Consider the following 26,358-nt stretch of genomic DNA (forward strand, 5'->3'; position numbering starts at 1 on the left):
CTCGCTGCCCATACGCTCCGAAATGTGACGTCATCCTTGTTCCGGGGCCGTCCGCGACGCGCCACCGGCCACATAGGTGTGCGGGTGGGGCACGTCCTGCTGGGCGGGGTGGCCGGAGCGGTCTGGCTGGTGTTGCCGGTGAGGACGACCACCGCTCAAGATCCGGTTCCCGTTCCGGCGCATGAGCCGGTCGCCACGGCCCGGGCGGACGGCGCGTCCACCACCGACTACGTCATGCCGCTGGTCGCGGTGGCGGCCGCCGGCGCGCTGGGCGGCTACGGGTACGTACGACGGGTACGGCGCTCCCGCTCGCGCACCACCCCGGGGATGGTCTCCACCGCGCCGCCGCCCCCGTCGCCGGTCGATCTGGAGCGGCAGGCCCGGGCCGCCCTGGTCCTGGCCGACGACTGCGTGCGCACCAGCGACGAGGCGCTCGGGTACGTGGACGGCGGCGACGCCGTGGCGGCGGCCGTGCGGACGGCCGGCACCGAACTGTCGGCCGCGTTCGCGATATGGCGGCGGTACGAGGAGGGCATACCCGGGGAGGACACCGGCCGGCGGCAGGCCCTGGTGGGAGTGGTGGGGCGGGGCACCGAGGCGGGACGGCAACTGGACGCGGCGGCGGCGCGGTTCGACGCCGCGTGGGAGGCGGGGGACGCGCTGGCGGTGGCCGAGGGGCGGTTCCGGGAACTGGCCGGGCGCACGGGCGGGGTGGCGGCCGTGCTGACGGAGGCCGGCGAACGGTACGGGAGCGCGGCCGTCGCCGCCGTGCTCGGGTACGTCGAACAGGCCAAGGACCGGCTGGTGTTCGCGACCGGACGGCTCAACCAGGCCCGCAGGGAAGCCGACTCGGGCGACGGCGACGGGTTCCGCCGGGGGGTGCGCGCCGCCGAGGGGGCGGTGGCCCAGGCCGGGGTGCTGCTGGGCGGGGTGGCCCGGCTCGCGGCGGAACTGCGCGGCGCGGCGGCCCTGGTGCCGGCCGCGCTCACCGGGGCGGAGGCCGAACTGGCGGGGGTCCGGGCGGCCGCGTCCGCGTCCCGCCTGTCCCACGCCGACACCGTGCTGGCCGCGGTACGCGAGGAGCTCACCGGCGGGCCCTACGACACGCTGGACGCGCTGCGCCGGGTGGTGCGGGCGGTGGAGGGCGCCGGGGGCGGCCGGTCCGGGGTGATCGCCGCCGGGGCGGAGCTGGTGGCGCGGAGCGCGCTGGGGGCGGCGGACGACTTCGTGGGGGTGCACCGGGGGGCGGTGGGGGCGGAGGCGCGGGCGCTGCTCGCGGAGGCGTGGCGGGCGGCACCGCCGGACGCGGACCGGCTGGCGCGGCGCGCCCGTGAGTTGGCGGGACGGGACGTCCGGGCGCACGGCAACCCGTACGCCGGGGAGGCGGCCCACGAGAGCGGGCTCGCCGGGGCGGTCCTCGGGGGCGTGCTGCTGGGCGAGGAGGGCGACGGGGGGCCGGTGGTGACGTTCGGCGGCCCGGAGACACGGGCGCGGCTGGGCTGACGCCGACGGTCGCACGGACGACCGGTCGCACTGCGTCCGCGGGCGCGTGGGGGCCGTTCGCGCAGTTCCTCCCCCAGCGCCCCTGGCGGGGCCGGCGCCGCCAGTACACTCCGCGCGGCGCCGTCGTGGTTTCTCGCGCAGTTCCCCGCGCCCCTGAAGGGGCGCTACGGCTGACGCCCCTGAAAGGGGCGCGGGGAAACTGCGCGAACGGCCCCCACGCGCCCGCAGGGATGAACCGGCCGTGTGGGCCCCGCTCAGAACAGGCTGAGGAGCGCCTCCGCCGGGTCGGTGAGGCCCGTTTCGCCGTCGGGCAACGGGAGTTCGAACCACACCGTCTTGCCGCGCGGCGTCCGCCGTGAGCCCCACGCCGCGCTGAGCAGTCCGACCAGCTGCAGGCCCCGCCCGCCCTCGTCGGTGTCGCGGGCGCGCCGCCGCCGCGGCTGGACCAGGCCGGAGTCCCAGACCTCGCACACCAGCGTCCGGTCGAGCAGCAGCCGTAGCCGGATCTCCCCCTCGCCGTAGCGCAGCGCGTTGGTCACCAGCTCGCTGACCAGCAGCTCCGTCGTGTCGACCAACGGTTCCAGGTCCCAGGCGATCAGCTGGCCGCGCGCGTACTCTCGGGCCCGCCCGACACTGCGCGGCTCGCGCGGCAGCGTCCAGTCGCCCACCGACTCGGCCGGCAGCCCCTGTACACGTGCCATCAGCAGCGCGATGTCGTCCTCGCCGTGGTGCGTGTCGAGGGTGTTCAGGACGTGGTCGCAGACGTCCTCGAGGGGCTGGGAGGGGTCGGTGAGGGCGCCGACGAACGCCTGGAGGCCTTCGTCCAGGGGGTGGTCTCGGGACTCGACCAGGCCGTCGGTGTAGAGCGCGAGCAGCGCGCCCTCGGGGAGTTCGACCTCGACCTCCTCGAAGGGCTCCCCGCCGACGCCGAGCGGCATGCCGGGCGGCACGTCGAGCATCAGCGCGTCCTCGCCCGGTTCCACCAGCACCGGCGGCAGATGGCCGGCGTTGGCGAACGTGCAGCGCCTGGTGACCGAGTCGTAGACGGCGTACACGCAGGTCGCCAGGTAGACCTCGGAGAGGTCGGCGTCCCGGGGCTGGCGGGCCGTGCGGGTGGCCTGCTGGACTCCGCCGGGGGTGCCGAGGCCGCGGGCGATCTCGTCCAGCGCGGAGAGCACCTCGGCGGGTTCGAGGTCCAGCAGGGCCAGCGTGCGGACCGCCGTGCGCAGTTCGCCCATCGCGACCGCCGCGCGCAGCCCCCGGCCCATCACGTCGCCGACGACCAGCGCCGTGCGGTGGCCGGGGAGTTCGATGACGTCGAACCAGTCGCCGCCGACCTCGGTGGCCGCGTTGCCCGGAAGGTAGCGGCACGCGATGTCCAGCCCGGAGGCCTCCGGGTCACCGGGCGGGAGCAGGGACCGTTGCAGTATCAGCGCGCGTTCGTGCTCACGGCGGTACAGGCGCGCGTTGTCGATGCAGACGGCGGCGCGGGCGGCCAGTTCGACGGCCAGTTCCCGGTCGCGGTCGCCGAACGGCTCGCTGCCCTTGGTGCGGGCGAACTGCGCGAGGCCGACGACCGTGTCGTGGGCGACCATCGGAACGGCGAGGGTCGACTGGACGAGACCGCCCTCCTCGGCGGGCACGTGCTGCGGGCGAGTGGTGCGCAGGGCGTCCGCGCACGGCGAGTTGAAGGGGTAGTGGTGGACGGCGCCGACGGCGACCGGGGAACCGCCGCCCACGAAGGGCGCGTCGGAGACCGCGCTGGCGAACGCCACCCGGCGCAGTTCGGCGCTGCCGTCGGAGAGCCCGGGCGGCCGCTCGTCGCCGGCCAGCAGGCCCTGGTAGAGGTCGACGGTGGCCAGGTCGCAGAAGCCGGGCACGACCACGTCGAGGAGTTCGCGGGCGGTGGTCTCCAGGTCGAGGGAGTTGCCGATGCGGGCGCCCGCCTCGTTGAGGAGGGCGAGATTCCGTCGGGCCGCGGCGGCTTCGCGGGCGGCGGCGCGGCGGGCGGTGACGTCCAGGCCGAGCCAGGCGATGCCGATGGGGCGGCCGGTGCCGCCGTGCACCCGGTAGAGGTTGATGGACCAGTGCCGGCGCTCCTCCGACCCCGGCACGAACCCCGTGACGTGCATGTCCGTGATGGAGTTGCCGGTGTCGAGGACCCGCCGCAGGGTGGCCGCGACCCGCTCGGCCTCCGAGCGCGGCAGGTAGTCGTGGACGCCCTTGCCGCGGTGGTCGTCGGGGCTGCCGCCGAAGATGGAGGAGAACCGCACGTTGGCCCGGCGGATCCGCAGGTCGGGGTCGATCAGCAGGAAGCCGAAAGGAGATTGACCGAATATCGACTGCGAGGCGGCGAGGTCGGTCTCGATGCTGCGTAGGGTGCGGACGTCGACCACTATGCACACGGCCGCTTTCTCGCCCTCGGCGGTGCGGGTGGGCATGACGTAGACCTCGGCGAGTCCCTCCTCGCCGCGCTCGCCGTCCGCCGTGTCGGGCATCCGGAAGGGGACCGCGCCGGTCCACTCCCGCCCGTCCAGGATCTCGGCCATCTTCCGCTGGCCGCGTTCGCGCAGGTCCTCGTCGACGAACGCCTCGATGGGATCCATGCCGACGGCGCGCTCCGCGGGGATGCCGAAGAGCTGCTCGGCACGCAGGCTCCACTGGTCGACGAGGCCGTCGGCGCCGATGGAGAACGAGGCGACCTTGATGTAGTCGTAGATCGAGCCGGGTGGGCTGCTCTGCCACACGGCGCCGCCGGGGGCGGCGGCTGTCTCCGCGGTCCCCTCCCTCGCACCGTCCGACGGGTCCTCGGACTCCGTGGCCTTAGCTGGTATCTCGCTCACGCGAACCGTCCCCTCCAGCTCACCGCGCCCGGCACCGGTCACCGGGGGCGGCTGCCCGCAGTATCCAGCACTACGGTGCCGCCTGACACGGTGTTCACGATCACAGCATGGTCCCGACGATTTCCGGACCTGGCCGTGAGAACACTTCCACTCTTCTAACCAGGGAACACGCCCTCGAACCACCTACTTGGGCGCCCGTTCCGCGGCCACTCCCGAGAGTGGACGGCGTAGCACAGCGTGTACACCCGGTTCACCCGGTCCGGTCGGGTACCGCGAGTTCGAACCAGACGGTCTTGCCGGTGCCGCCGGGGCGGGTTCCCCAGCTGCGTGAGGAGCCGGCGACCAGCTGGAGGCCGCGGCCGCTCTCGTCGTCGGGGCTGGCGGCGCGCTCGCGGGGCGGGTCCGGGAGCGGGTCGGAGACCTCCACCCGCAGGGTGTCGCGGAGGTCCGCGGGGCGGACCAGGCGGACGCCGATGGGGCCGGTGGCGTGCCGGAGGGAGTTGGTCACCAGCTCGCTGACCAGCAGGGCGGTGATGTCGGCGAGGGTGCCGAGGCCCCAGCCTGTCAGTTGGTCACGGACCGCGGTACGGGCTGTGCGCACGGCGCCCGGTTCCGCGGGAAAGGTCCACTCGACGGTGTCACCTTCGGTGTCGATCACACCGATCACTTCCCAGTCGCTTCCCTGGCTACGAGCCCTGCCCTGTCCGGTTTCATGGGGTTAATGGGCACATACCCGATTACCGGGGGCCAGTACCGCACGGGTGGGCGCACTGTGGTGCGAACGGCTTACGCCGGGGAGGCCGAGCGCCCAGGGGGCAGGAGGTGCGGGTGACGGGCGGCCACCTCGCGCACCGCCGGCACGTCCTGGTCGAGCCAGTCCACGGACCAGAGTTCGTCCGGGCTCAGCCAGCGCAGTTCGTCGTGGTCCTGAAGGGACTCCGGGGGCGCCGAGGCGGGGTGGAGGCGGGCGGTCCACACCTGGAGGACGTACGGCTCACGCAGCGGCCACTCCCCCGGCACCCGGGCGACGGCCTGCGCGGTCACGCCCAACTCCTCGCGCAGTTCGCGGACCAGGGCCTGTTCGGGGCTCTCGCCGGGCTCGACCTTGCCACCGGGCAGCTCCCAGCGGCCGGCCAGCTCCGGGGGTGCGCTGCGGCGGGCCGCGAGCAGGCGGCCGGCGTCGAGCAGGGCGGCTCCGACCACCACGATCCGTTGGCTCATGGCCGGGAGCCTACGGGAGGCGGTGCGGGGTCAGTTGCGCGTGCCGCCCCCGCCGCCGTTGGCGAAGCCGATGCGCTCGACCCAGTAGAGCTGCTTGTGTCCGCGGTCGTCGAGACTGTCGGCGATCTTCTGCGCCTCGGCCCGGGTCGCGTACCGGCCGACCCGGTAGCGATTGCCGTTGTCGTCCTGCCGTATGACCAGCCAGGGGAGAGAGACCGTGCCTTCCGTCATCGCACCCCTCCGACTCTCCCGGCTCCCGCCCGTCCCCGCCCCGCCAAGGAAACCGCACTCCGCATATGCCCGAGCGTACGCCTAACCTTTACGCAGCGAATACGCCTTTTCACAAAGAGGTACGCAACCAGCCAGAACGGTGGGGGCGCACGATGACGAACGCGCCGTCCGCACACCCGGCGCACCGAGTCGGAGGCATGCCGAGGACAGCCCGGACCACCTGCGAGAACGGCCGGATCACGACGGCCGGGCGGGACTACGGACAGAGACGGTGAAGGCGTCAACCACCTCGGGGGTGTGCGCTACTTCACGGGCAGGTGGTACGCGGCCCGGTACCGGTCGGCCGGGATGACGACGTCGGCCGTCTCCACCGGGCGGCCGGAGGCGTAGTACGTCCGCTGGATCACCAGGACCACGTGGCCGGGGACACCGCCCAGGGTGAGCAGCTCCTCGGCGAGGCCGGGGCGGGCGCCGACCTCCTCGGTGACGTTGTCCACGATGACGTCGATGGCCCGCATCCGCTCCACCACCCCCATGCCGCCCAGCGGGCCCTCCTCGGGCAGCATCACGGGGGTGCGGCCGGTGACGGCGAGCGGCTCCCAGGAGGTGGAGAGCATCATCGGCTCCCCGGAGTCCCGGAACAGGTACCGGGTGCGCATCACCCGGTCGCCCGTCTGGATGCCCAGCCGGTCGGCGATCACGGCGCCGGCCTCGGCCTGTTCGCTGCTGGACTCCCAGGTGCCGCGCGCGGCCGCCTCGGACTGCTCCTGCCGGAACGGGGTGGCGCCGCCGACCGGGCGGAACCCGGAGCGGGCCACCCGCCGCGGCACCGGCCGCTCGCGGACGTAGGTCCCCGAGCCGGAGCGGCCCTCGACCAGCCCCTCGGCCATCAGCACCTTGCGGGCCTCCAGCGCGACGGTGTCGGAGACGCCGTACTCCTCGCGGATGCGAGCCTGGGAGGGGAGCCGTGTGTGCGGGGGCAGCGAACCGTCGACGATCTTCTTGCGGAGATCACCCGCGACACGCAGATACGCCGGCTGCTCACCGAAAGTCACTGGCCGCTCCCATCAGGTTGTACAGACAGCAACAGCGTGGCAACCGTGGGTTCCGCCATGCAAGCAAAGGCCAGAGAATCACTCGATGTGATGACAAGTGGCCGGGGAATGCATTACGCAGGCACTTTCTCCCCGCTGTGGCCGCGGTCACACCTGCATACCGGAGCCACCTCCTTCACTGCCGGCGCCCTGACCTCCGTCGTCGTACGCGGGCGGGTCGACGGAGAGGCCCAGAGCATCGCGTACGGTCACCGCGCGATGCGGGTCGATCAACTTGTACCCCTTGTCGTAGTGCGCGTAGAAGGTATCGACATCCGGAGCCTTCGCGGCCCTCGCCCACTCGGTCCGCGCCTTGTCGAGGTCGGCGGCGAGGGCGAGAACCGGCCGCTCCGTGTCGGCTGACCACTTCCCGGAGCGCAGCATCGCCGACTGCTTGCCGAGCGCCGTGGCCACCCGGCCCGCCCACGCCTTGTTCCCGGGCAGGTCGTCCTCGATGTAGTCGGTGTCCGGCGCGGTGTCCAGCGCGACGTTCAGGATGTGCGCGGCCCTGAGGTAGGAGACCTGTTCGGGGGTGAAGGCGCCGACCTGCGCGCGGTAGGAACCGGTGAGCTTCTCCCCCTCCGCGGCACTGCCGAAGGCGCAGACCACGCTGCGGTCCCCGGTGGACCAACTGTCCTCGCTGGGCGTGAAGTAGTAGACGGCGACGTCGTCGGGAACCGCCCAGAGGTCGAAGGCGTAGGTGTCCTCCAGGGCGTAGCAGCGGTGGTCCGCGGAGCCGCCGGACGCGTCGTCGCCCGGGTACTCGGCGCCCTTGAGGTCGTAGGTGGCGAAGACCTCACCGTCGTGGGCGTCCTCGCAGGGCACCCGCGTGACATCGGTGACCAGGTCGCCGGTGAGGGAGTCGCCGGGGGTGTCGAAGCAGTCACCGGTGGACAGCGACAGGCTTGAGGTCTCGCTCGCGCCCTCCTTGACGCCCTCCCAGAACTCGGCGGCGCCGCCGGTGGCCAGCAGCAGCACCCAGACGGCCAGCCCGATCCCGGAGAACACCGATCCGACGACCGCCATCGCCCTGCCCCGCTCACCGCGCCTGCGGATCTGGATCAGCGCGATCACCCCGAGCACCAGCCCCACCCCCGGCAGGCAGCACAGCAGCCCGAGGACCAGGGAGGCGATGGCGAGGCCGTTGACGGGCGCCGGCAGCACGTAGGGGACGTGACCCTGCCCCCAGGGCTGGTAGGGCGAGGGGTACGGCGGCTGCGGCCCGTACGGCCCCTGCGGGTACTGCGGCTGCGGGTAGTGCGGGTACTGCGGACCGCCCGCCGCGGGCGGCTGGTAGGGCCCTTGCGGCTGCTGGGGGCCGGGAGGCGGAGGTATGGACACCGGTACCGTGCTCCTGAGGGGGCGTCTGGCCGCGTGAAACCGACGGCTGAACTGATGTACGACTGCGCGCATCGTAAGCGCGCGGTGAACGGGGGCGGCACGAGGGTGGGGAGAGCCGTCCGGCCCGCCACGGGCCGGGCCGGCGCCCGCTTCGACCGGCCGAGTATTCCTGGGAGGACGACGAATGAACGAGACCGTCGGCGCCGTCAACGCGCTCACCGCGGCCTGGGCGCGGCGGACCAGACAGGGCACGGTGTTCTCGGCGGCCGGTGTCTGGCCGCTGCTCGCCTTCCTCGCCGACGGCGCCACGGGCCCCGCCCGTGACGAACTGACCCGGGCGGTGGGCCTGCCCGCCGACCAAGCGGCGGCCGGTGCCCGGGAGTTACTCGGCGGGCTCGCCTCGATGCACGGTGTCGGCGCGGCCCTCGGACTGTGGACCGACCGCGCGCTGGAACTCGGCGAGCGGTGGGCGGCGGGGCTGCCCGCCCACGCGCACGGTGTTCTCGGCGCCGACCCCGCGGACTCCCAGCGGGCGCTGGACGCGTGGGCGGCCGGGCGCACCGAGGGTCTCGTCGGGCGGCTGCCGGTCAAACTCGCCGAGGACGCCCGGATGGTGCTGGCGACCGCGCTCGCCCTGCACACGGACTGGCGGCAGCCCTTCCAGGAGACCGTGCTGCGGCCCGCCGCCGGACCCTGGCAGGGCCGCGACCTCGCCGGCCTGCACCGCAGCAGTGTGCGCACCGACCGGATCGGGGTGGCCGAGGGCCCGGACGGGCAGGTCACCACGGTGAAGGTGCCCGGCGGCAACGCCCTCGACGTGCACCTGCTGCTCGGCGAGGAGGGGATGGCGCCCGGACAGGTGCTGGACACCGGCATCGGCGTCCTGGAGCGCGCCCTGCCGGTGACGAGCGGCGGCGGGCTCCCCTACGGGCCCGCGGGGCCCGGCGTGACCGTGGAACGACAGCCGTCGGCCACCCCTGACCCCGTACGGCTGGATGTGACCACGGTCGGCTTCCAGGTGCGCGCGGACCACGATCTGCTGCAACTGCACGGCCTGTTCGGGCTGTCCACGGCCGCCGACGCCCGCACGGGGCACTTCCCCGGGATCAGCGCGGCGCCGCTGGCCATCGGGGCGGCCGGGCAGTCCGCGGTCGCGGAGTTCGGACCGCTGGGTTTCCGGGCCGCCGCGGTGACGGCCGTACTGGCGGCGCCGGGGGGCGCGCCGCCGCGGTTCCGGCACGAGTCGACCGTCGTCCGGGCCGTCCTCGACCGGCCGTTCGGCTTCCTCGCCGTGCACCGCGACAGCCGCCTGGTGCTGGCGGCGGGCTGGGTCACGGAACCGACGGCGACGGCCTGAACGACGCGGTGCGCCGGCCGTGACAGACGGCCCCGGCGTGCCGCCGTCCGGTCGCGGTGGCGTCGAGGTGCGGACGCGTCCGCACGGGCGGTGACCGCATACGCCCGTGCGGGCCGGGTGACGCCGTCGCCGGGGCGGCCCGGGACCGGATGACGCCGGTCCCGGGCTCGCCGTGAGCGGGTTCAGCCCACCGGTCCGCCCCCGGTGATGCGCAGCCTGAGGGTGCGGGCCTCGGGGCGCAGGGCGAACTCGGGCAACACGTCCGGTCCGCAGGCCCGGGAGCCGAGTCCGTGCTGGGCCGCGTCGATGATCAGGTGGCCGGCGGTGGACTCCGGGAGCTCGTGCGGGTGGGCGGCGCGGGCGAGTTGCCCGGGGGTGTGCCGGGCCAGGGTGAAGCCGGGGCGCCGCCCCCGGGTGTCGGGAAGCGCCGTGAAGTCCAGGACCCCGGTGCCTGCGCTGGTCAGCGTGAGCCGGCGGAGCCGGGAGCGGTGCCCGGTCTCCTGCGGGCGGGCGTAGCCGGCCGCCAGGTCCTCGACGGCGGCGGAGAAGCGGCCGGTGCGGGCCGCGCGGAGGCTGTCCGGGTAGGACTCGTGCGGGCCCAGCCCGAACCAGTCGGCGCCGTCCACCGGGGCCGTCCCGTCCGGGAGTTCGAAGTGCACCCCGATCCGCGGCCACACCGTCCGCCACCCGCGCGAGGGTTCGATCTCCACGCGCAGTTCCAGCTCGCCGTCCTCGAGGGACCAGACCGACTCCACCGTGACCGACAGCGCGGAGTGCGCGGCGGAGACCCGGTCGACGGTGCGCAGCGCGTCCGCGGCCTGCTCCACGCTGATCCGGCGGGTGGTCAGCCGGTCGAGTCCGTCGCGCCGCCAGAGGGCGGCGCTGGACACCTCGGCGAGGCTGGCGTCGCTGCCCTCCAGGCGGTCGGAGGTGCCCTCGTCGTTGTCGGTGGGCGCCCGGAACAGCTCAAGCCGCGGTCCGGTGACGGGGCGTGCGGCGAGGCGGGTGAGGGAGCCCGCGGTGAACTCGGCGATGCCGAGGGCGAGGGTGCCCTCGGCGGGCCGCCAGCCGGTACGGCGCCGGGCGGCGGGCACCGGCCGCGCCGCCGAGCGGTCCAGCTGGGCGGTGGCGACCTCGTGGCCCTCGGGGGCCCAGGCGGTCGCGGCCGCGAGCACCGCCTCGACGGTCAGCCAGGTCTCGGCGTCCTCGGCCACCGCGACCGCCGGCAGCGCCACCCGCGCCGACTCGCCGGCCGCGACCGCGGGCACGTCGAGGTCCCCGGAGTCCACGAGGGTCCCGTCGTGCTCTACGCGCCAGCGGAACCGCAGGTCGGAGGTGTCGGCGGAGTGCCGCACGTTGGTGACGGCGAGTCCGTCGCCGTCGAAGGCGAACCGGACCGGCTGCACGACCGCCTTGAACTCGTGCAGGCCGGGCGTCGGCACGTCGTCGCTGAGCACCATGCCGTCCATGACGAAGTTGCCGTCGTGCACGACCTCGCCGAAGTCGCCGCCGTAGGCGTAGTACGGCGTGCCGTCCGCGGACCTGGCCAGGATGCCGTGGTCGCGCCACTCCCAGACGAAGCCGCCGTGCAGCCGGGGGAAGCGGTGGACGAGTTCCTCGTACTGGTCGAGGCCGCCCGGACCGTTGCCCATCGCGTGGGCGTACTCGCAGAGCAGGAACGGCCTGGTGCGCTGCCGGGCGCCCTGGGCCGGGGTGCAGCCCAGCAGCGGGGCCGTGGAGCCGTCGGTGCCGATCTGCTCGGTCTCCGGCACGGTCGCGTACATCCGCGAGTACACGTCGGTGTACTCGCCGGTGTAGTCGCCCTCGTAGTGCACGGGGCGCTCGGGGTCGCGGGCGTGCGTCCAGGCCGCCATGGCGGCGAGGTTGACGCCGGTCCCGGCCTCGTTGCCGAGCGACCACATCACGACGCCGGGATGGTTCTTGTCGCGTTCCACGGTCCGCTCGATGCGGTCCAGGCAGGCCGCGCGCCAGGCGGGGTCGTCGGTCGGGTTGCCGGTCCAGTCGCCGTCGTTGTCGAAGCCGTGGGTCTCCAGGTCGCATTCGAGGACGACCCAGAAGCCGAGTTCGTCGGCGAGGTCGAGCAGCCGGGGGTGCGGCGGGTAGTGGCTGGTGCGGATGGCGTTCACGTTGAACCGCTTCATCCGGGCCAGGTCCTCGCGGGCGTGCGCCTCGTCGAAGACCCGGCCGCGCTCGGGGTGGGCCTCGTGCCGGTTCATGCCGTGGAAGACCACCCGGCTGCCGTTGACCAGGAAGCGGTCGCCGCGTATCTCCACGGTGCGGAATCCGGCCCGCAGGGTGATGGTCTCGGCGGCCGAGGACACCGTGGCGTCGTACAGGCGGGGCAGTTCGGCCGACCACGGCCGTACGTCGTCCACCTCGACCGGCGCCACGTCGGAAGCCGTCTCCCAGACCTGCTCGACGCCCAGTTCGGGGATGCGCAGGGTGACCGGGAACGCGCTCGGGTCGGCGGTGATCTCCGCCTCGATCCGGCCGCGCCCGCCGTCGTAGCCCGTCCTCAGCCAGACGTCCTCGATGCCGCCGGCCGGGCGGGCGAGCAGGGTGACGTCCCGGAAGATCCCGGGCAGCCACCACTGGTCCTGGTCCTCCAGGTAGCTGGCCGCCGACCACTGGTGCACCCGGACGGCGACGACGTTGTCGCCGGGGTGGACCGCGGACGTCACGTCGAACTCGTGGGCCAGCCGGCTGCCGCTCGCGCTGCCGATCTCGACGCCGTTCACCCACACCTTGAACAGCGACTCGACCCCGTCGAAGCGCAGCAGAACCCGTTCGGCGTCGGACCAGCCGTCGGGAAGGCCGAAGCGGCGGCGGTAGTCGCCGGTGGGGTTCTCGTCGGGGACGTGCGGCGGGTCGATCGGGAACGGGAACTGGATGTTGGTGTAGATCGGCCGTCCGTAGGCCCCGTCGCCCTCCAGCACCCAGTGCGCGGGCACCGGCATGCCGTCCCAGCCGTCGTCGTCGAAGTCCGCGGCCGCGAAGTCCTCGGCGACGGCCGCGGTCGGGGACAGCCGGAAGCGCCAGTCCCCGTTCAGCGAGAGGGCGGGGGCGTCGGAGTGCAGCCACGAGCGGGCCGGGCGCAGGGCGCCACGCCACGGGGCGGTGTCCGATACGTACGCGGGGTGCTCGGAGCGCAAGAGTTCACAACCTTCGAAGTGAGGGGGGGTGTTGTGCCGCTAGCGGAGGACGACGGTGCGGATCTCCCAGGGGCCGAGGGCGAGTTCGAGCCCGTCCCCGGTCACCGGCTCCGTGCCGATCGCCCGGCCGAGCAGGTCGACGGTGGTGGCCTCGGTGAAGGCGCCGGTCACCCGGACCTCGGAGGCGGTGTCGCGCAGCGCGGCCAGCCGGATCTCGGTGCCGGGGCCGCGCTCGGAGTCGGTGACCCGGCGGATGCTCGACACCTGGATGTCCCGGCCCTCGACCCGCGGTCCGGTGGCGTCCGGGGGCAGCGGGGTGCCGCCGGGCGCGGTGCCGCGGGCGACCAGGACGCCCGCCCGGAACTCCTCGGCGAGCGCGACCGCGTCCGCGCCCCGCCAGCCGTCGGCCGAGGGCAGCACGGCGAACCGGTTCTCGATGCGCATGCCCAGGTCCTGCGCGCCGGGGACGGGGATCTCGCTCGCCGCGGGTTCGTCGCGCAGGGGGTGGATGTTGACGCTGATGGAGCCGATGGCGCGCAGCAGGGTCAGGGCGAGGGCGGAACCGTCGTCGACGATCTCGTACTCGGCGGAGTGGTCGAGCAGGACGGTGGCCGGGCCCGCCGACACGAAGGAGCCGGCCGGGAAGGTCGGCAGCGGGTACTCGCCCCAGCCGCCCTCGGCGGTCAGTCCGCGCTCGGTGACGGCGAACTGGCCGGCCGACGCGGAGACGGTGACGGGCTCGGGCAGCGGCACGTGGAAGCGCAGCCGGTGGTCGGCGCTCCGGTTGAGGAACGCGGTGGAGATCCGGACGAACGGCTCGCCCGCGCGGACCTCGACCTCCATGTCCACGGGCGTCGGCACGGTGCCCGCGGCGCGCCGGTCCCGGTCGTCGGCGGCGAGCGCGGCCGGCCAGTCGTAGACGCGGGTGACGCGCAGCCTGGCCCGCAGCGGGCCGCCGTCGAGGAGTTCGACGCCGACCCGGGACGGCTCGGACACCAGGACGTCGTGCGCGGGGGGTGCGTAGTTGTAGCTGTCGCCGCGGTCGCCGCCGTCGACGAGGCGGCCCACCCCGGACAGGACGGTGCCGTCGGCGCCGGTCACCTCCAGGGTGCCGTCGGCGGCCACCGCGACCTCGACCAGCCCGTTGGCGAGGCGGTCCGCCGTCGCCGTCACCGGCGCGGTCACCTCCGCGACGGGCCGGCCGTCGGCGGGCCCGACCCGGAAGGCGGCGAGGCCGGCGGCCGGGACGGGCACGGCCACCAGGGCGGTGGCCCGGGCCTCGGCCAGGGTCAGCACCCGCCACTCCCCGGGGTGCGCGGCCGCGGCCGCGGCGACCTCGCCGCGCAGGGTCATCAGGTCGAAGGAGCCGGCCGGCGCCTCGGCGAGGTGGAAGACCAGGGAGTTCGCGGTGAGTTCGTAGCGGTCGATGAGCAGGCCGAACAGCTCGCGGCGGTGGATGCGGCGCAGCACGCGCTCCAGCTGCGAGGCGTCGAGCCGCTCGTCGCTGAGGACGGTCGGTGCCTCGGAGACCAGCTGGACGGGGTGGGTGGTGCCGTCGGCGGTGGTCGCGACCAGGCTCGGGCCCTCCGCGGCGGCGACGACGTCCACCTCGACCAGTGCGGTGCGGGGTACGGGCAGCGGGTTGGCGACCAGGTGGCCGTCGCTCGGGACCAGGGCGGCGGGCTCGGCGAGGGCCGCGTCCCGGACCGCGCGCGCGGTCTGGGCGGCCTCGGCGAGGCGGGCGGCGACCTGGTCGCAGGTCTCGTCGGTGCCGGAGCCGACCACCGAGTCGTGCGCGGTGGACTCGATGATCTTGTGCCAGGCGAGGTCGAGGAAGTGCGACTCGTCGCGCTCGGACCACAGGGCGTTCATCCGCTCGGCGTGGTCGACGGTCCGCTCGGCGAGCGCCATCCGCTGCTTGAGGCCGAGGCGCACGGAGAGCACGCCGGGCAGGATGTTGCCGCGCACGTGGCTGCGGAGTTCACCGGTGACGACCGCGGTGACCTCGTCCCGTACGTGCTCGCGGAGGTACTCGTCGAGGGTGGCGACGGTGATCGGCCGCTCTTCGCCGGAGGCCTGCCGCAGCCAGTCGGCGAGCTTCGGGTCGGGCGCGTTGTGGTCGGTGCCGGCCATCGCGAGGAGCGGGTCGCCGCCCCAGCGGCCGGTGGTCTGCTCGGCGTACTCGGCGAGCGCCTCCCGGATCCGGTCGGGCACCAGCAGGACGTCGAGTCCGTTGTCGTACCCGTCGAAGAGGAACTCGGTGCGGACCTCGGAGCCGTCGGGGGCGCGCCAGCGGAAGGCGTGGCCGTCGACCGTGCCGGGCACCCCGCGCCACAGCGCCGCGTGCCCGATGCCGGCGCGGGCCAGGATCTGCGGCATCTGGGCGACGTGGCCGAACATGTCCGGGAGGTAGCCGATGGGCATGGCCCCGCCGAGGCGCTCCGCCGCCGCCCAGCCCATCTGGAGGTTGCGGACGATGGTCTCGCCGCCGCAGAGGAACTCGTCGAGCAGGATCAGCCACGGCCCGACGGCCAGCCGGCCCTCGCGGACCAGGGCGGCGACGCGGTCGCGGTTCTCCGGCCGCATCTCCAGGTAGTCCTCGACGGCGGCCATCTGCCCGTCGACGGTGAACCGGAAGTCCGGGTCGGCGTCGGCGGTCGCGAGGACGGTGTCGAGGGCGGTGACGAGGCGGTGCCGGAACACCTGGAACGGCTCGTACCACTCGCGGTCCCAGTGGAAGTGGGGCACGAAGACGGCGGAGTCGGACATGACTTGGGGCACCTTCCGGGTGGTCACTTGAGGGAGCCGGCGGCGAGGCCGGTCCGCCAGAAGCGCTGGAGCAGGATGAAGACGATGATCACGGGCACGATCGAGACCAGTGAGCCGGTGATGATGGACTGCTGGAGCGCGGGGGCGCGGGCGGTCTGGCCGTTCCACTCGTACAGGCCGAGCGTGATCGGGAACAGGGACTCCTTCTGCAGCATCACCATCGGCAGGAAGAAGTTGTTCCAGATGGCCACGAACTGGAACAGGAAGATGGTCACCAGGGCCGGTGTCATCAGCCGCAGCGCCACCGAGAAGAACGTCCGGAACTCGCCTGCGCCGTCCAGCCGCGCCGACTCCAGCAGTTCCTGCGGGACCGCCGAGTTGGCGAAGATCCGCGCGAGGTAGACGCCGAAGGGGCTGACGATGCTGGGCAGGAACACCGCGAGGTAGGTGTTGACCAGCCCGGTCGCCGAGAACAGCAGGAACAGCGGCAGGGCGAGCGCGGTGGTGGGCACCAGGACGCCGCCGAGGATGACGGAGAACAGGAACTCCCGGCCGCGGAAGTTGAACTTGGCCAGCGCGTAGCCGCACAGCGCGGAGATCAGGGTGCCGACGGCCGCGCCCAGCACCGCGTAGATCACGGTGTTCAGGGCCCAGCGGCCGAAGATGCCGTCGCTGCGGGTGAACAGGACACGCAGGTTGTCGAAGAGGTTGAAGTGCGAGAACGCCAGTCCGTTGGTGGTGGCGAGGTCGCCCTGCGGCTTGGTCGCCGCGACGACCAGGAAGTAGACCGGCAGCAGGAAGTACACGGCCAGCAGCAGCATCAGGCCCATGACGGCGGCCCGGCTGACCCGGCTCTCTTTGCTCACGGAGGGTTGGTTGCTCACAGTCCGGCCTTCTTCGAGGTGAGTCGCATGAACCCGAAGCTCAAGACGAAGGTGATGACGGCGATGACGACGGAAATGGCGGCTGCCTGCTGGTAGTTGTTCCCGGAGGCGACCGTGTAGGCGAGCATGTTCGGGGTGTAGGTGCTGGAGATGTTCGAGGAGATCTGCCGCAGCACGGCCGGCTCGGCGTACAGCTGGAGCGTGCCGATGATCGAGAACACCGTGGTCAGCACGATCGACGGGGCGATGATCGGGACCTTGATCCGCCAGGCGATGGCCCAGTTGGAGGCGCCGTCGAGCTTCGCGGCCTCGTAGAGCTCCTGCGGGATCGACTGCAGCGCCGAGAACATGATCAGCATGTTGTAGCCGGTCCACAGCCAGGTGGAGACGTTCGCCGCCGACCACAGCACGGCACCGGGGCCGAGGAAGTCGGGGTGCAGCCCGATCCCGTTCAGCAGGTCGACGACCGGGCTGAGCTGCGGCGAGTAGAGGTACGACCACATGATCGCGGCGATCACGCCGGGCACCGCGTACGGCATGAACGCGGTGATCCGGAAGAAGGCCTTCGCCCTCAGCAGCGGGGTGTCCAGGAGCAGCGCGATGACCAGCGCGACGAACAGCATGACCGGCACCTGCACGATGCCGAACAGGCCGATCCGGCCGATGCTGGACCAGAACTCGGTGTTCTGGAACACCTGGGAGTACTGCTCGAAGCCCCCGAAGGTCGTGTACGAGGTGCCGTACTGCCCGCCGCTGCGGCGCACCACCCGGAAGCTCTGCCACAGCGCGTAGCAGACCGGCACCAGGTAGAACAGCAGGAACGGCAGGAAGAACGGGGTGACGAAGGCGGCGACGGTGCCCAGGCGGGGGCCGCCGCCGTCGAGACGACGACGGCGGCTCCCGGACGGCGGCACCGCACGGCTCGGGCGGGTCGCGATGTCGGTCATGCGGCGGTCACTTGCCCGCCTCGGCCGGAATGGCCTGGTCCTTCATCGACTTCAGCGCGGCGGCCTGGGCGGTGGCGAGCGCGTCGGTCAGGGTGCCGTCACCGGCCGCGGCCTTCGCGATCGCGTCCTGGAGCGCGAGGTTGACCGTCTTCTGGGTGGGGCCCCAGCTGAAGCTGGTGTCGATCTTCTTGGACGAGTCGGCGAACACGTCGAAGATCTTCTCGTTGTTGTAGTACGGCACGCCCTTGGACAGTGCCGGCAGCTTCAGCCCGTCGACGGCGGCCGGGTAGAGACCGCCCAGCTCGTTCTCCATCGCCAGCGCCTGCGGGTCGGAGTTCAGCCAGGTGTTGAACTCGACGGACTCGTAGAGGTGCTTGCTGCCCTTCATGAAGGCGACGGTCGAGCCGCCCCAGTCACCGGAGGCGCCGCCGGTGCCCCAGGTCGGCATCGGGACGATCGACCACTTGCCCGCCTGCTTGGGCAGGTTGTCGCGGAACATGCTGTAGCCCCAGGCGGCGCCGACGTAGCTGGCGACCTGGTCCTTCTGGAACGCCGCGTACATCTGTGTCGACCCGTTGGCGAGGTCGGTGCGCACCAGCTTGCCGGAGATCAGCTTCTGCCAGTAGTCGGCGACCTGCTTGCTCTTGTCCGACTCGACGCTCACCTGCCACTTGCCGCCGGAGTAGCCGTACATCTCGGCGCTGTTCTGCCAGAGCAGGCCGTTGAACCACTCGGCGTTGTTCGGGTCGAAGAACGTGATGTCGAGCTTGGGGTCCGCCTTGTGCAGCTTCTCGGCCGCCGCCGCGTACTCGTCCCAGGTGGTCGGGATGGCGACGTCGTGCTTCTTGAAGATGTCGCTGCGCACGAACAGGGCCATCGGGCCGGTGTCCTGCGGGAGGGCGAACACGCCGGTGTTGCCGAAGCTGGTCTGCGACCAGGTCCAGGGCACGAACTTCGACTTGGCCGCGGTGGCCGCCTTGCAGGCTGAGGCGTCCACGAAGGCGTTCTGGGTGCGCAGGTTGGGCAGTTCGTCGTAGCCGACCTGGGCCAGGTCCGGCGCCTTGCCCGCCTTGAGGGCGTTGCCGAGGGTGCCGTACTGGTCGTTGGAGATGTTCTTGGTCTCGACCTGGACGTCCGGGTGCTGCTTGTTCCAGACGGCGACGACCTTGTCCATGCCCGGAACGGTGTTCCAGTACTGGAGGGTGACCTTGCCCTTGGCCGGCGCGCAGGACGAGGCGGCCGCCTTGTCCGACGTTCCGGAGGACGAGCATCCGGTGAGTGCGACGAGGCTTGCGGTGACGGCCGCGATACCGAAGCGGACGCGCGTGACTGTGCTGCTCATATCTTCCGTTCCAGAGAACGCCTGGCAGCGGTGGCCGGGCGGGGTCGACGTTGACACCTGGAGGCGGATGCCTTCTGGTTGGAACTTCTGGTTGGAATGGGGTTCCGTGAGCGGTAACGTGAGCGCTCACGGGAGCGGTAACGGTTAGGCGAAATGGAGTGTGTGCTTCGGTACGCCGGAGTGTCAAGACTCTGACGGTACGGGGCATACTCGGTGTCCCTTCGGCGCACGCGCGTCGGCATCTACGCGGAGGTATGTGATGGCGTCGTCGGGGACCGGACCCCGCCGGGTGACGATCGACGATGTGGCCGAAGCCGCGGGAGTGTCCCGGCAGACCGTCTCGCGGGCCCTGAACGACAAGGGCGAGATCGGCGCCTCCACCAAGCAGCGGGTCCTCGACGCCGCCCTCGAACTGGGCTACCGGCCAAGCCGGTTCGCCCGGGGGCTGGTCCGCCAGGACACGATCAGCGTCGGTCTGGTCATCCCCGACCTGCTCAACCCGTTCTTCACCGAGGTCGCCGCCGCCGCCCTGGAGGCCGCACGCGCCCACGGCTGGCACGTGGTCGTGTACGACACCGGGGACCGGGCCGAGGAGGAACGGGCCACCCTGGAGGTGATCTCCACCCAGGTGGACGCGGTGGTGGGCTACCTCAGCCTGCCGGAGGACGAGATCGACAAACTGACCCGGGGCCTGCCCGTGGTGCTCATCGACCGGGAGCACCGCACCGAGCGGTTCCGCTCGATCCGCATCGACGGCGAGTCGGGCGTCCACGCCGCGATCCGGCACCTGGCCGAGACCGGTCACCGGCACATCGGCATGCTGGACCACGCCGAACGCTCCCGGCCGAGCATCCGGCACGAGTGGTTCGACACCGCGATGGCCGCCTGCGCACTGGACGCCTCCGCGGTGGCCCGCGCCGACCAGAGCGTCGAGGGCGGCGAGAGCGCGCTGGAGGACCTGCTCGCCCGCCACCCCGACCTGACCGCCGTGTTCACGTTCAACGACATCATCGCGATAGGCGCGCTGCGCGGCGCCCGCCGGCTCGGCCGGCGGGTACCCCGGGACCTCGCGGTGATCGGCTTCGACGGCCTCCAGCTCGGGACCCTCGTGGAACCCCCGCTGACCACGGTGGCCCTGGACACCCGCCGCCTCGGCGTCCTCGCCGTCGACCAGGCCGCCCGCCTGCTCACCGGCAGCGGACCGCTGCCCGGCGACGAACTGACGGTCGGCGCGGAACTGCTGGTGCGGGAATCGTCGTAGCGGGCGGCCCCGGGAGCGCTCAGGCGGGCTCGGCGGACACCGGACCGGCCATACCCAGCCGGGCCTGCTCCTCCTCGACGATCCGGCGGGCCAGCTCGGTGTCGGACACGTCGACCGCGTCGGGGGTGGCCTCGGCGACGGCACTGCGGCGGGCGTACGCGTCGAAGAGCCGCGTCTTGCGCTCCAGGATCGCCACCATCCGTTCGTCCACCCCGCCGGTGGCCAGCAGCCGGTGCACCCGGACCGGCCTGACCTGGCCCATCCGGTGCGCGCGGGCCACCGCCTGGTGCTCGATGGTCGGCTTGATCTGCGGTTCGCAGATGACGACCACGGAGGCGGCCTGCATGTTGAGGCCCACACCCCCGGCCTGGATCTGCGCGGTCAGCACCGCCGGGCCCGGCGCCTGCGCGAAGTCGTCCACGATCAGCTGCCGCCGGGCGGCGGGAACCGCACCGGTGAGCGGTCCGAACAGGTCGGCGCCGTCGGCCGCGAGCGCCTCACCGACCACCCGCAGGACGTCCTTGAAGTTGGAGAAGACGACCGTCTTCTGCCCGTTCTCGCCGGCCTCCCGGACGATCTCCCGGAGCCGGTCCAGCTTGGCCGACCGCTCCGGGCGCGCGTACGCGGCCCGCCGCATCGCCATGAAGTTGCCGGCGCGCACCGCCTCCCGGTAGGCCTCCTCGTCCGGCGCGCTCAGCTCCTCCCACTCGTCGGTGTGCTGCAGGCTCGGGAGTTCCGTCAGCACGTCCTCCTGGTTGCGCCGCAGGTAGACCGGGGCGACGGCCTTGCGGAAGGCCACTGATCCCGCGAGGGCGTCCCCGTCGCCCAGGGCGTCCGCGACGCCCCGGTCGAGCATGCCGACCAGGCTGCGGAACTCGGCGACCCTGTTCTCCATCGGCGTTCCGGTCATGAACAGCACCCGGTCGCAGCGCCCGGCCCACTCCGCGACCGCCTGGGACCGCTTGGCCTGCGGGTTCTTCACGGAATGCGCCTCGTCGACCACGATCAGGCCGACCTCGCCGCCACCCGGCGCGGGAAATCCGCGCAGCGCGTCGAACGTGGTCACCGCGACCCCGCCGCGCCCCTTCCAGTCGGCGAACGCGTCCTGCCGGTCGGGGCCGTGCAGCACCAGGACGCGCAGGGAGCTGCGGGCCTCGACCTCCCGGCTCCAGTTCACCAGGACGCTCGCCGGGCACACCACCATGAAGTGGCTCTGCCCCTCGGCGGCCAGATGCGCCAGGACGGCGATCGCCTGGATGGTCTTCCCGAGCCCCATCTCGTCACCCAGGACGACCTTGCGCTGCGCGAGCACGAAACGGGCCCCGAAGGCCTGGTAGCCGCGCAGGGAGACCCGCCGGTGGGTGTCGTCGAGCTGCTGGCGGCGGACCCGCTCGGCGATCTCGTCCGGCAGGAAGCCCTCGGCCGCCGCCGCGTCCGGCGCGCGGCCCGAGATCTCCGCGAGGAGGCCGTAGTACTCGGCGGAGCGCAGCTCGAAGTCCACCCAGGCGGCGACCTCCGATTCCGGGCCGCGCAGCAGGTCCACCGAGGCCTGGGCGAAGAGCGCGGGCAGGCCCGCCCGTTCGGTCTCGTCGAGGAGGGCGCGCAGCTCCTCCACCGCCGTGAGCGCCCGGGCCCTGCGCTCCCGGCCCGCCAGCAGCATCCGCAGCCGCCCGGCGGCGGGCCCGGCGTCGGCGAGCAGCGGTCGCAGCCGCGGCATCAGCTCACGTGCCCGGTCGAGGGCGCGCCGGGCGTCCGGGCCGGCCTCCACGAGGACGTGCAGCGCCCGCACCAGGGCGGTGGTCTCCGGGGCCGGGTGGTCCACGTCGATGTGGACGGCGACGGTCTCGTGCACCGCCTCGGCGAGCCGGCGGGCGGCGGCGAGGGTCTGGTCGACGGTACGCTGCCCGACCCCGGGGATCTGCCGGAGCCGGTAGGGGCCCGCCGCGAGCACGGCGCCCACCGTGCGCAACCCGCTCTGCTCGATGCTGCCGAGCCGCAGCCGGCCTTCGGTCACGTCCTGCAGACGGGCCGCCGGTATGGCGTCCAGTTCCCTGCGCACCGCCGCGTCCTGGATCGGCGCCAGCGCCGCGCGCACGGCGTCCACGGCACGGCCGTGATCGGCGACGACGTCCCGCGCCGCCGCCTCCAGCCGCGCCCCCCGGCCGACCGCCTCCCGCTCCACCCGCCCCACGTCCCCCACCCCTCCCTGCGTCGTGCGCGCATTTTCCCATCGGGGGGTACGGGGGCGCGCTCCCGGTGCGGGTGGGTCAGGGGTCGTGACGGTGGGCCGTGGGCGGGTGACGGCGGGTTCGGTTGCGCCAGCGGGTCAGTAGCCAGAGGACGTTGATTCCGCCCAGGGTGACCAGAACGGCGGCCGAGTCGGCGTTGCGGGCGAGGCTGTGGTCCGGGCCCAGTCCCCGGGCAGCCCGGACCAGCAGGGTGAGGTCGGCGGGCAGGGTGACGGCGGCCATGAACGCCAGGCACAGCGCCGTACCGGCCACCAGGACCACGCTGTAGAGACGGACCGCACGGCGCTCGTGCGGGGGGAGCCGGGTGCTCGGATCGCCGTCGGGGACGGCGCGCGGGCCGCGCAGCAGTCTGCGGAACCGGTAGCGGGCGTGGGCGAGACCGTCGCCGTACAGGTTCCGGCAGCCGGTGACGTCCTGGAGGACGAAGTAGAGGTCCGTGCGGGTGAACACCATGCACTGGAAGGGCAGGGGCAGCAGGGCCAGCAGCAGGCCGGCGGCCAGCAGCCGGTGGGCCGTGGTCCCGGTGCCGGTCAGGGCGAGGGCCGGCAGCAGGGCCGAGGCGACGGACAGGTTGAGGGCGATGCCGGCCAGGTAGGCCGTCAGCCGGTGGCGGCGAGGCGCGAGTTCGATGCCGCTGATGTCGGTCTGCATGACGAGGAACTGCAGCCGGGTGCCCAGCCGCATGCGTCCCGGCACGCCCGCGGCCCGGGCGGTGACCAGGTGCGCCAGCTCGTGGGCGAACAGCAGCGCCCAGCCGGCCGCCGCCCCGGTGACCAGGACCAGGCTGCCGTGCGGGCTCCACAGCAGGTCGCGGTAGCAGGGCATCAGGTCGGGCCGGCGGACCAGGACGGCGGCGGCCGTCGCCACCAGCAGCCCGACGAACACCGCGAGGGCCGGGTGCAGGACGAAGCGGACCGCGCGGGGACGCAGCCACGGCAGGGAGGCGCGCGGCGGCACGGTGTCCGGGACGGTGCCGGTGCCGATCCGCGCCACGAACCCGAGGGCGGCCAGGTCCCGGACGAAGTCGGCGACGTCGAGTTCCTCGCCGGTCTCCTCGTGCAGCAGTTCCGCGGTACGGCCGACGCTCAGTCCCCGGCCGAGGAGTTCCACCGCACGGGCCCCGGCCGCGGGCAGGGCGACGAAGGTCCGGGTGGCCATCCGCCCCACGATCCACTCGTCCCGGTCCCGCCGGACGCCGAGTTCGCGCAGCAGGATCCGGGTCGACGCCTCGATCCGGGGCGGTCCGGTGACCGCGGTCCCGGTCACGCGGGGTCCCCGACGGTCCGGTCGGGGCCCCCAGCGGTCCGATCGGGGCTCCCGGCGGTCCGGTCCGGGCCCCCGACGGTCCGATCGGGGCCCCCAGCGGTCCGATCGGGGTCCCCGGGGGTCCGATCGGGGCTCCCGGCGGTCCGGTCGGGGCCCGCCGCGCCGGCCGGGCCGCAGGCGGGGCAGGCGGGGCGGCGGTCCGTGCGCTGCGTGACGGGGTCGCCGGGCAGCATCAGGTTGAGGCCGAACCGGCAGCCGGGGCCGACGGGCGGGATCCCGCACAGCAGGATCAGCGCGGCATGCGCCAGCAGGCTGCCGGACAGACCCGCGGTCACCGCGTTGACCGGGTTCCACGGCATCCGGGGCGAGGCGGCCTCCTCGTCCTGTCCGGGCGCGAGCCGCAGGTCGCGCCGCTCGGCCTCGGCGTCGCGCAGACACTCCCAGCAGGCACCCCGGCCCGGCTCGAACAGCCCGACGCTGACCAGCGGACCGCGGTACCCGGCCTCGGCCCACGGCGTGCCGGTGGCGAGGCAGACCTGGTTGGCCCACCGGCGGATCGCCGCGGGCCGGTCGGCGGCCAGCAGCAGCGCGTCGTAGCCGGCGCCGTCGCCGCAACCCGCGGCCAGCAGTTCTTCGAGGTCCGCCGGGCCGCGCACCTCCCGGCGCTCACCGGTGACCGTCGCGTCCGAGTTCAGGGCGCGCAGCGCGGTCAGCGCCGCGTCGATCTTGGGCGTACCGAGGTCGCGTTCGCCGAAGAGGGTCTGCCGGTTGAGGTTGGACAGCTCGACGACGTCCGGTTCGACGCAGTGCAGCCGGCCCACCCCCGAGGCCACCAGGTCCCGGGCCGCCGCCCCGCCGGTACCGCCGACGCCGACCAGCAGGACCCGGGCCCGGCGCAGCCGCAGTTGCGGCTCCCAGGCGCTCTCCCGGGGCCGGAGGTCCATCCAGCGCAGCAGGGTCATGCCCCTGCCGTACCGTTCGCGTTCCCGCTCGGACAGCTCGGCCGGCGGCGGGGCCCCGGCCTCCTCCACGTACCCGGCCGCGGTCAGGTCGGTGATCGCCTGCGCGATGTCCGGGGGCGGCAGCCGCAGTCCCGGGTGGCGGCGGCCCACCTCGGCGACGACGTCGGCGGCGCTGCGGGTGCCGTCCATGGTCTCGACCAGCGTCCACACCCAGCCGTCGGGGTCCGTGACCTCGGCGCCGATGCCGTGCACGACGCTTCCGATCCGCACATGGCCGTCGACGGTCCGGTAGGCCCGGTGTTCCGGCTTGATCCGGGGCCGCCGCATCGCGGGTACCGTCATGTTCGCGCCAATCTCCTGAGTCTCAACTCGCCAGCGGAGCAAGGACGTTGACAAGGGTCACCGGCGCGGCGAACTCTGGCAAGAGCACGTCGATCACCGCACGCCCCAGCCACTGGCAGAAGGAGCCGGCATGCCGAACAAGATCGAGATCAGGCCGCTGGACAAGAAGGAGACCACCGGCGACAGCGGTGGCAACGGCGGCAGCTGACCAGGTGCCGACGCCTGACCGCTACCTCACGGTCGCGGAGGTCGCCGACTCCGCGCGGCGGCTGGTCTCCCGGTTCCCGGGGACCGGCCGGCTGCGCCGGATCGGCACCTCCCGGGCGGGCCGCCCGATCCTGATGCTGTCCGTGGGACACGGGCCGCACCACGTCCTGGTGGTGGCCCGCCCGCACCCCGACGAACCCGTCGGCGGCACGACCGCGATCGCCCTGGCGGAACTGGTCGCGAGCGCCACGCCGGCGCCCGGCGGCGGCCGGCCGGCCGGCGCGACCGACCCGTCCCTCGTCACCTGGGACATCGTCCTGTGCCTCGACCCGGACGGCGCCGCGCTGAGCGAGGGCATCGAGGAGGCGACCGCCACAACCGGTCACTCCCTCGCCGACTACTACCGCGCCGCCTACCGCCCGGTCGCGGCGGAACAGCCCGAGTGGGCTCCGATCGAGTCGCGGCACCTCCCGGAGAGCCAGGCGCTGTTCGACGTCGTCGACGAACTGCGACCGCTCCTGCAGTGCTCCCTGCACAGCGTCGAGGCGGGCGGCAGCTGGGTCCAGCTGACCCGGCCCCTCCCCCAACTCGTCACACCGTTCGCGAAGTCCGCCGCGTCCCTGGACATCCCGCTCCAGCACGGCACCTTCGACGCCCTGTACTGGGAGAACCCCGGACCCGGCGTCTACGTGCTGCCGCCGCCGGAGAGCACCGCCCGGCTGGCCGCCGGCTCGGAGAACATCGGGGCGTCCACCTGGTGCGCACCCGCACGGTACGGCGGGGTCACGGCGATCGTGGAGGTGCCCATGTGGGCCACCGACCTGGCCGACGACCCCTCTCCGCACCCGGAGGCCGGATCCGTCCTGCACGACCTGGCCGGGCTGGTACGGGACGGCGGACGGCAGGTGACCGCCGTCCTCGACAAAGCCCGCCCCTTCCTGCCCGCGCCCGAGGACAGCGCGCCCCGGCGCGTGCTGGAGTGGATGGCCGGCGGCCTCTACGACCTGGTCGCCGACTCCTGGGCGCCGCTCGCCCGGCAGGCCGCGGACGGCGGTCCACCGGGGCTGACGAGAGCCCAGGTCTGCGCGCTGGACGTCGTGGCCCGCCGGCAGCCGCTGCGCGCGGCGGGCCTGCTGCTGCGGCTGCTGGAGGCGGCGAAGGACCCCGCGGCGCCGGGGCTGCGCCATGGCCTGGACGAGCTTTTCACCGCGTGGGCCACGGACTTCGAGCTGGCCCTGCGCCTGCGCCGGGTGCCCGTGCACCGGCAGGTGGCCCACCAGACCCACACGGTGCTGGCGGCGGCCGAGAGCGCGCTGGCCGCCCTGCGCTGACCGCCCCCGGCCCACCGGCCCGGACGTCCCTCGCG

Annotated in this window: 18 protein-coding genes; 4 read left to right on the forward strand and 14 right to left on the reverse strand. The window is 73.5% G+C overall.

Annotated features, from left to right (window positions below):
• The first annotated feature begins 24 nt into the window (after nucleotides 1-24).
• On the forward strand, nucleotides 25-1,503 hold the full coding sequence (locus ACFY3I_RS11250) for a hypothetical protein (protein WP_390860350.1): 1,479 nt from the start codon (nucleotides 25-27) through the stop codon (nucleotides 1,501-1,503).
• A gap of 254 nt (nucleotides 1,504-1,757) precedes the next feature.
• Here ACFY3I_RS11250 and ACFY3I_RS11255 read toward each other — a convergent pair whose 3' ends face one another.
• The 6 genes from ACFY3I_RS11255 to ACFY3I_RS11280 all read right to left on the reverse strand — a co-directional run bounded on the left by ACFY3I_RS11255 (nucleotide 1,758) and on the right by ACFY3I_RS11280 (nucleotide 8,233).
• On the reverse strand, nucleotides 1,758-4,346 hold the full coding sequence (locus ACFY3I_RS11255) for a SpoIIE family protein phosphatase (protein ID WP_390860351.1): 2,589 nt from the start codon (nucleotides 4,344-4,346) through the stop codon (nucleotides 1,758-1,760).
• A gap of 250 nt (nucleotides 4,347-4,596) precedes the next feature.
• Nucleotides 4,597-5,013: an ATP-binding protein gene (locus tag ACFY3I_RS11260; protein ID WP_390860352.1), complete on the reverse strand. Its 417-nt coding sequence runs from the start codon at nucleotides 5,011-5,013 to the stop codon at nucleotides 4,597-4,599.
• A 119-nt stretch (nucleotides 5,014-5,132) separates the two neighbouring features.
• The gene (locus tag ACFY3I_RS11265; RefSeq protein ID WP_390860353.1) at nucleotides 5,133-5,567 is read right to left on the reverse strand and encodes a (deoxy)nucleoside triphosphate pyrophosphohydrolase; all 435 of its coding nucleotides are present in this window, start codon (nucleotides 5,565-5,567) and stop codon (nucleotides 5,133-5,135) included.
• A 30-nt stretch (nucleotides 5,568-5,597) separates the two neighbouring features.
• Nucleotides 5,598-5,798 carry an SPOR domain-containing protein gene (locus ACFY3I_RS11270; RefSeq protein WP_365294033.1) on the reverse strand — a complete coding sequence of 67 codons (201 nt, stop codon included), beginning with the start codon at nucleotides 5,796-5,798 and terminating at the stop codon, nucleotides 5,598-5,600.
• A gap of 302 nt (nucleotides 5,799-6,100) precedes the next feature.
• Entirely contained in the window at nucleotides 6,101-6,853 is a 753-nt protein-coding gene (locus tag ACFY3I_RS11275) for a GntR family transcriptional regulator (RefSeq protein ID WP_390860354.1), read from the reverse strand.
• A 147-nt stretch (nucleotides 6,854-7,000) separates the two neighbouring features.
• On the reverse strand, nucleotides 7,001-8,233 hold the full coding sequence (locus tag ACFY3I_RS11280; protein ID WP_390860355.1) for a DUF4190 domain-containing protein: 1,233 nt from the start codon (nucleotides 8,231-8,233) through the stop codon (nucleotides 7,001-7,003).
• Nucleotides 8,234-8,417: 184 nt separating this feature from the next.
• On the opposite strand from ACFY3I_RS11280, the gene ACFY3I_RS11285 reads away from it, so the two are divergent.
• Nucleotides 8,418-9,590 (forward strand): serpin family protein, encoded by a 1,173-nt coding sequence (locus ACFY3I_RS11285; protein WP_390860356.1) that lies wholly within the window; start codon nucleotides 8,418-8,420, stop codon nucleotides 9,588-9,590.
• A 182-nt stretch (nucleotides 9,591-9,772) separates the two neighbouring features.
• On the opposite strand, the gene ACFY3I_RS11290 is transcribed toward ACFY3I_RS11285, so the two are convergent.
• From ACFY3I_RS11290 to ACFY3I_RS11310, 5 genes are read right to left on the reverse strand one after another with little or no spacing between them, the layout of a single operon-like run.
• The gene (locus ACFY3I_RS11290; RefSeq protein ID WP_390860357.1) at nucleotides 9,773-12,763 is read right to left on the reverse strand and encodes a glycoside hydrolase family 2 TIM barrel-domain containing protein; all 2,991 of its coding nucleotides are present in this window, start codon (nucleotides 12,761-12,763) and stop codon (nucleotides 9,773-9,775) included.
• Between the two features lie 39 nt (nucleotides 12,764-12,802).
• Nucleotides 12,803-15,532 carry an alpha-mannosidase gene (locus tag ACFY3I_RS11295; RefSeq protein ID WP_390860358.1) on the reverse strand — a complete coding sequence of 910 codons (2,730 nt, stop codon included), beginning with the start codon at nucleotides 15,530-15,532 and terminating at the stop codon, nucleotides 12,803-12,805.
• Nucleotides 15,533-15,555: 23 nt separating this feature from the next.
• The gene (locus ACFY3I_RS11300; protein WP_365294075.1) at nucleotides 15,556-16,362 is read right to left on the reverse strand and encodes a carbohydrate ABC transporter permease; all 807 of its coding nucleotides are present in this window, start codon (nucleotides 16,360-16,362) and stop codon (nucleotides 15,556-15,558) included.
• Between the two features lie 50 nt (nucleotides 16,363-16,412).
• On the reverse strand, nucleotides 16,413-17,363 hold the full coding sequence (locus tag ACFY3I_RS11305; RefSeq protein ID WP_390860359.1) for a carbohydrate ABC transporter permease: 951 nt from the start codon (nucleotides 17,361-17,363) through the stop codon (nucleotides 16,413-16,415).
• A gap of 7 nt (nucleotides 17,364-17,370) precedes the next feature.
• Nucleotides 17,371-18,705, reverse strand: coding sequence for an ABC transporter substrate-binding protein (locus tag ACFY3I_RS11310; protein WP_390860360.1), 1,335 nt, complete (start codon nucleotides 18,703-18,705; stop codon nucleotides 17,371-17,373).
• A 259-nt stretch (nucleotides 18,706-18,964) separates the two neighbouring features.
• Here ACFY3I_RS11310 and ACFY3I_RS11315 point away from each other — a divergent pair, with 259 nt between their 5' ends.
• The gene (locus tag ACFY3I_RS11315; protein ID WP_390860361.1) at nucleotides 18,965-19,966 is read left to right on the forward strand and encodes a LacI family DNA-binding transcriptional regulator; all 1,002 of its coding nucleotides are present in this window, start codon (nucleotides 18,965-18,967) and stop codon (nucleotides 19,964-19,966) included.
• A gap of 19 nt (nucleotides 19,967-19,985) precedes the next feature.
• Here ACFY3I_RS11315 and ACFY3I_RS11320 read toward each other — a convergent pair whose 3' ends face one another.
• The 3 genes from ACFY3I_RS11320 to ACFY3I_RS11330 form a co-directional block, all read right to left on the reverse strand.
• On the reverse strand, nucleotides 19,986-22,157 hold the full coding sequence (locus ACFY3I_RS11320; RefSeq protein ID WP_390860509.1) for a DEAD/DEAH box helicase: 2,172 nt from the start codon (nucleotides 22,155-22,157) through the stop codon (nucleotides 19,986-19,988).
• 76 nt (nucleotides 22,158-22,233) lie between these two features.
• Nucleotides 22,234-23,481, reverse strand: a complete 1,248-nt coding sequence (locus tag ACFY3I_RS11325; RefSeq protein ID WP_390860362.1) for a hypothetical protein — start codon at nucleotides 23,479-23,481, stop codon at nucleotides 22,234-22,236.
• Entirely contained in the window at nucleotides 23,478-24,785 is a 1,308-nt protein-coding gene (locus ACFY3I_RS11330) for a HesA/MoeB/ThiF family protein (RefSeq protein WP_390860363.1), read from the reverse strand. Before ACFY3I_RS11330 ends, ACFY3I_RS11325 begins: the two co-directional genes overlap by 4 nt.
• Nucleotides 24,786-24,997: 212 nt before the next feature.
• Between ACFY3I_RS11330 and ACFY3I_RS11335 the strand changes: the two genes are divergently transcribed.
• Nucleotides 24,998-26,323 carry a M14 family zinc carboxypeptidase gene (locus ACFY3I_RS11335; RefSeq protein WP_390860364.1) on the forward strand — a complete coding sequence of 442 codons (1,326 nt, stop codon included), beginning with the start codon at nucleotides 24,998-25,000 and terminating at the stop codon, nucleotides 26,321-26,323.
• Nucleotides 26,324-26,358 lie beyond the last annotated feature (35 nt).

Source organism: Streptomyces sp. NPDC001068 (genome assembly GCF_042897315.1).
Classification (GTDB): domain Bacteria; phylum Actinomycetota; class Actinomycetes; order Streptomycetales; family Streptomycetaceae; genus Streptomyces.

Excerpts from the sequence above, each read along its gene's own strand:
- ACFY3I_RS11265 (WP_390860353.1), bottom strand. The coding sequence starts at position 5,567 with ATGAGCCAACGGATCGTGGTGGTCGGAGCCGCCCTGCTCGACGCCGGC.
- ACFY3I_RS11270 (WP_365294033.1), bottom strand. The coding sequence starts at position 5,798 with ATGACGGAAGGCACGGTCTCTCTCCCCTGGCTGGTCATACGGCAGGAC.
- ACFY3I_RS11285 (WP_390860356.1), top strand. The coding sequence starts at position 8,418 with ATGAACGAGACCGTCGGCGCCGTCAACGCGCTCACCGCGGCCTGGGCG.
- ACFY3I_RS11295 (WP_390860358.1), bottom strand. The coding sequence starts at position 15,532 with ATGTCCGACTCCGCCGTCTTCGTGCCCCACTTCCACTGGGACCGCGAG.
- ACFY3I_RS11300 (WP_365294075.1), bottom strand. The coding sequence starts at position 16,362 with ATGGGCCTGATGCTGCTGCTGGCCGTGTACTTCCTGCTGCCGGTCTAC.
- ACFY3I_RS11305 (WP_390860359.1), bottom strand. The coding sequence starts at position 17,363 with ATGACCGACATCGCGACCCGCCCGAGCCGTGCGGTGCCGCCGTCCGGG.
- ACFY3I_RS11310 (WP_390860360.1), bottom strand. The coding sequence starts at position 18,705 with ATGAGCAGCACAGTCACGCGCGTCCGCTTCGGTATCGCGGCCGTCACC.
- ACFY3I_RS11315 (WP_390860361.1), top strand. The coding sequence starts at position 18,965 with ATGGCGTCGTCGGGGACCGGACCCCGCCGGGTGACGATCGACGATGTG.
- ACFY3I_RS11330 (WP_390860363.1), bottom strand. The coding sequence starts at position 24,785 with ATGACGGTACCCGCGATGCGGCGGCCCCGGATCAAGCCGGAACACCGG.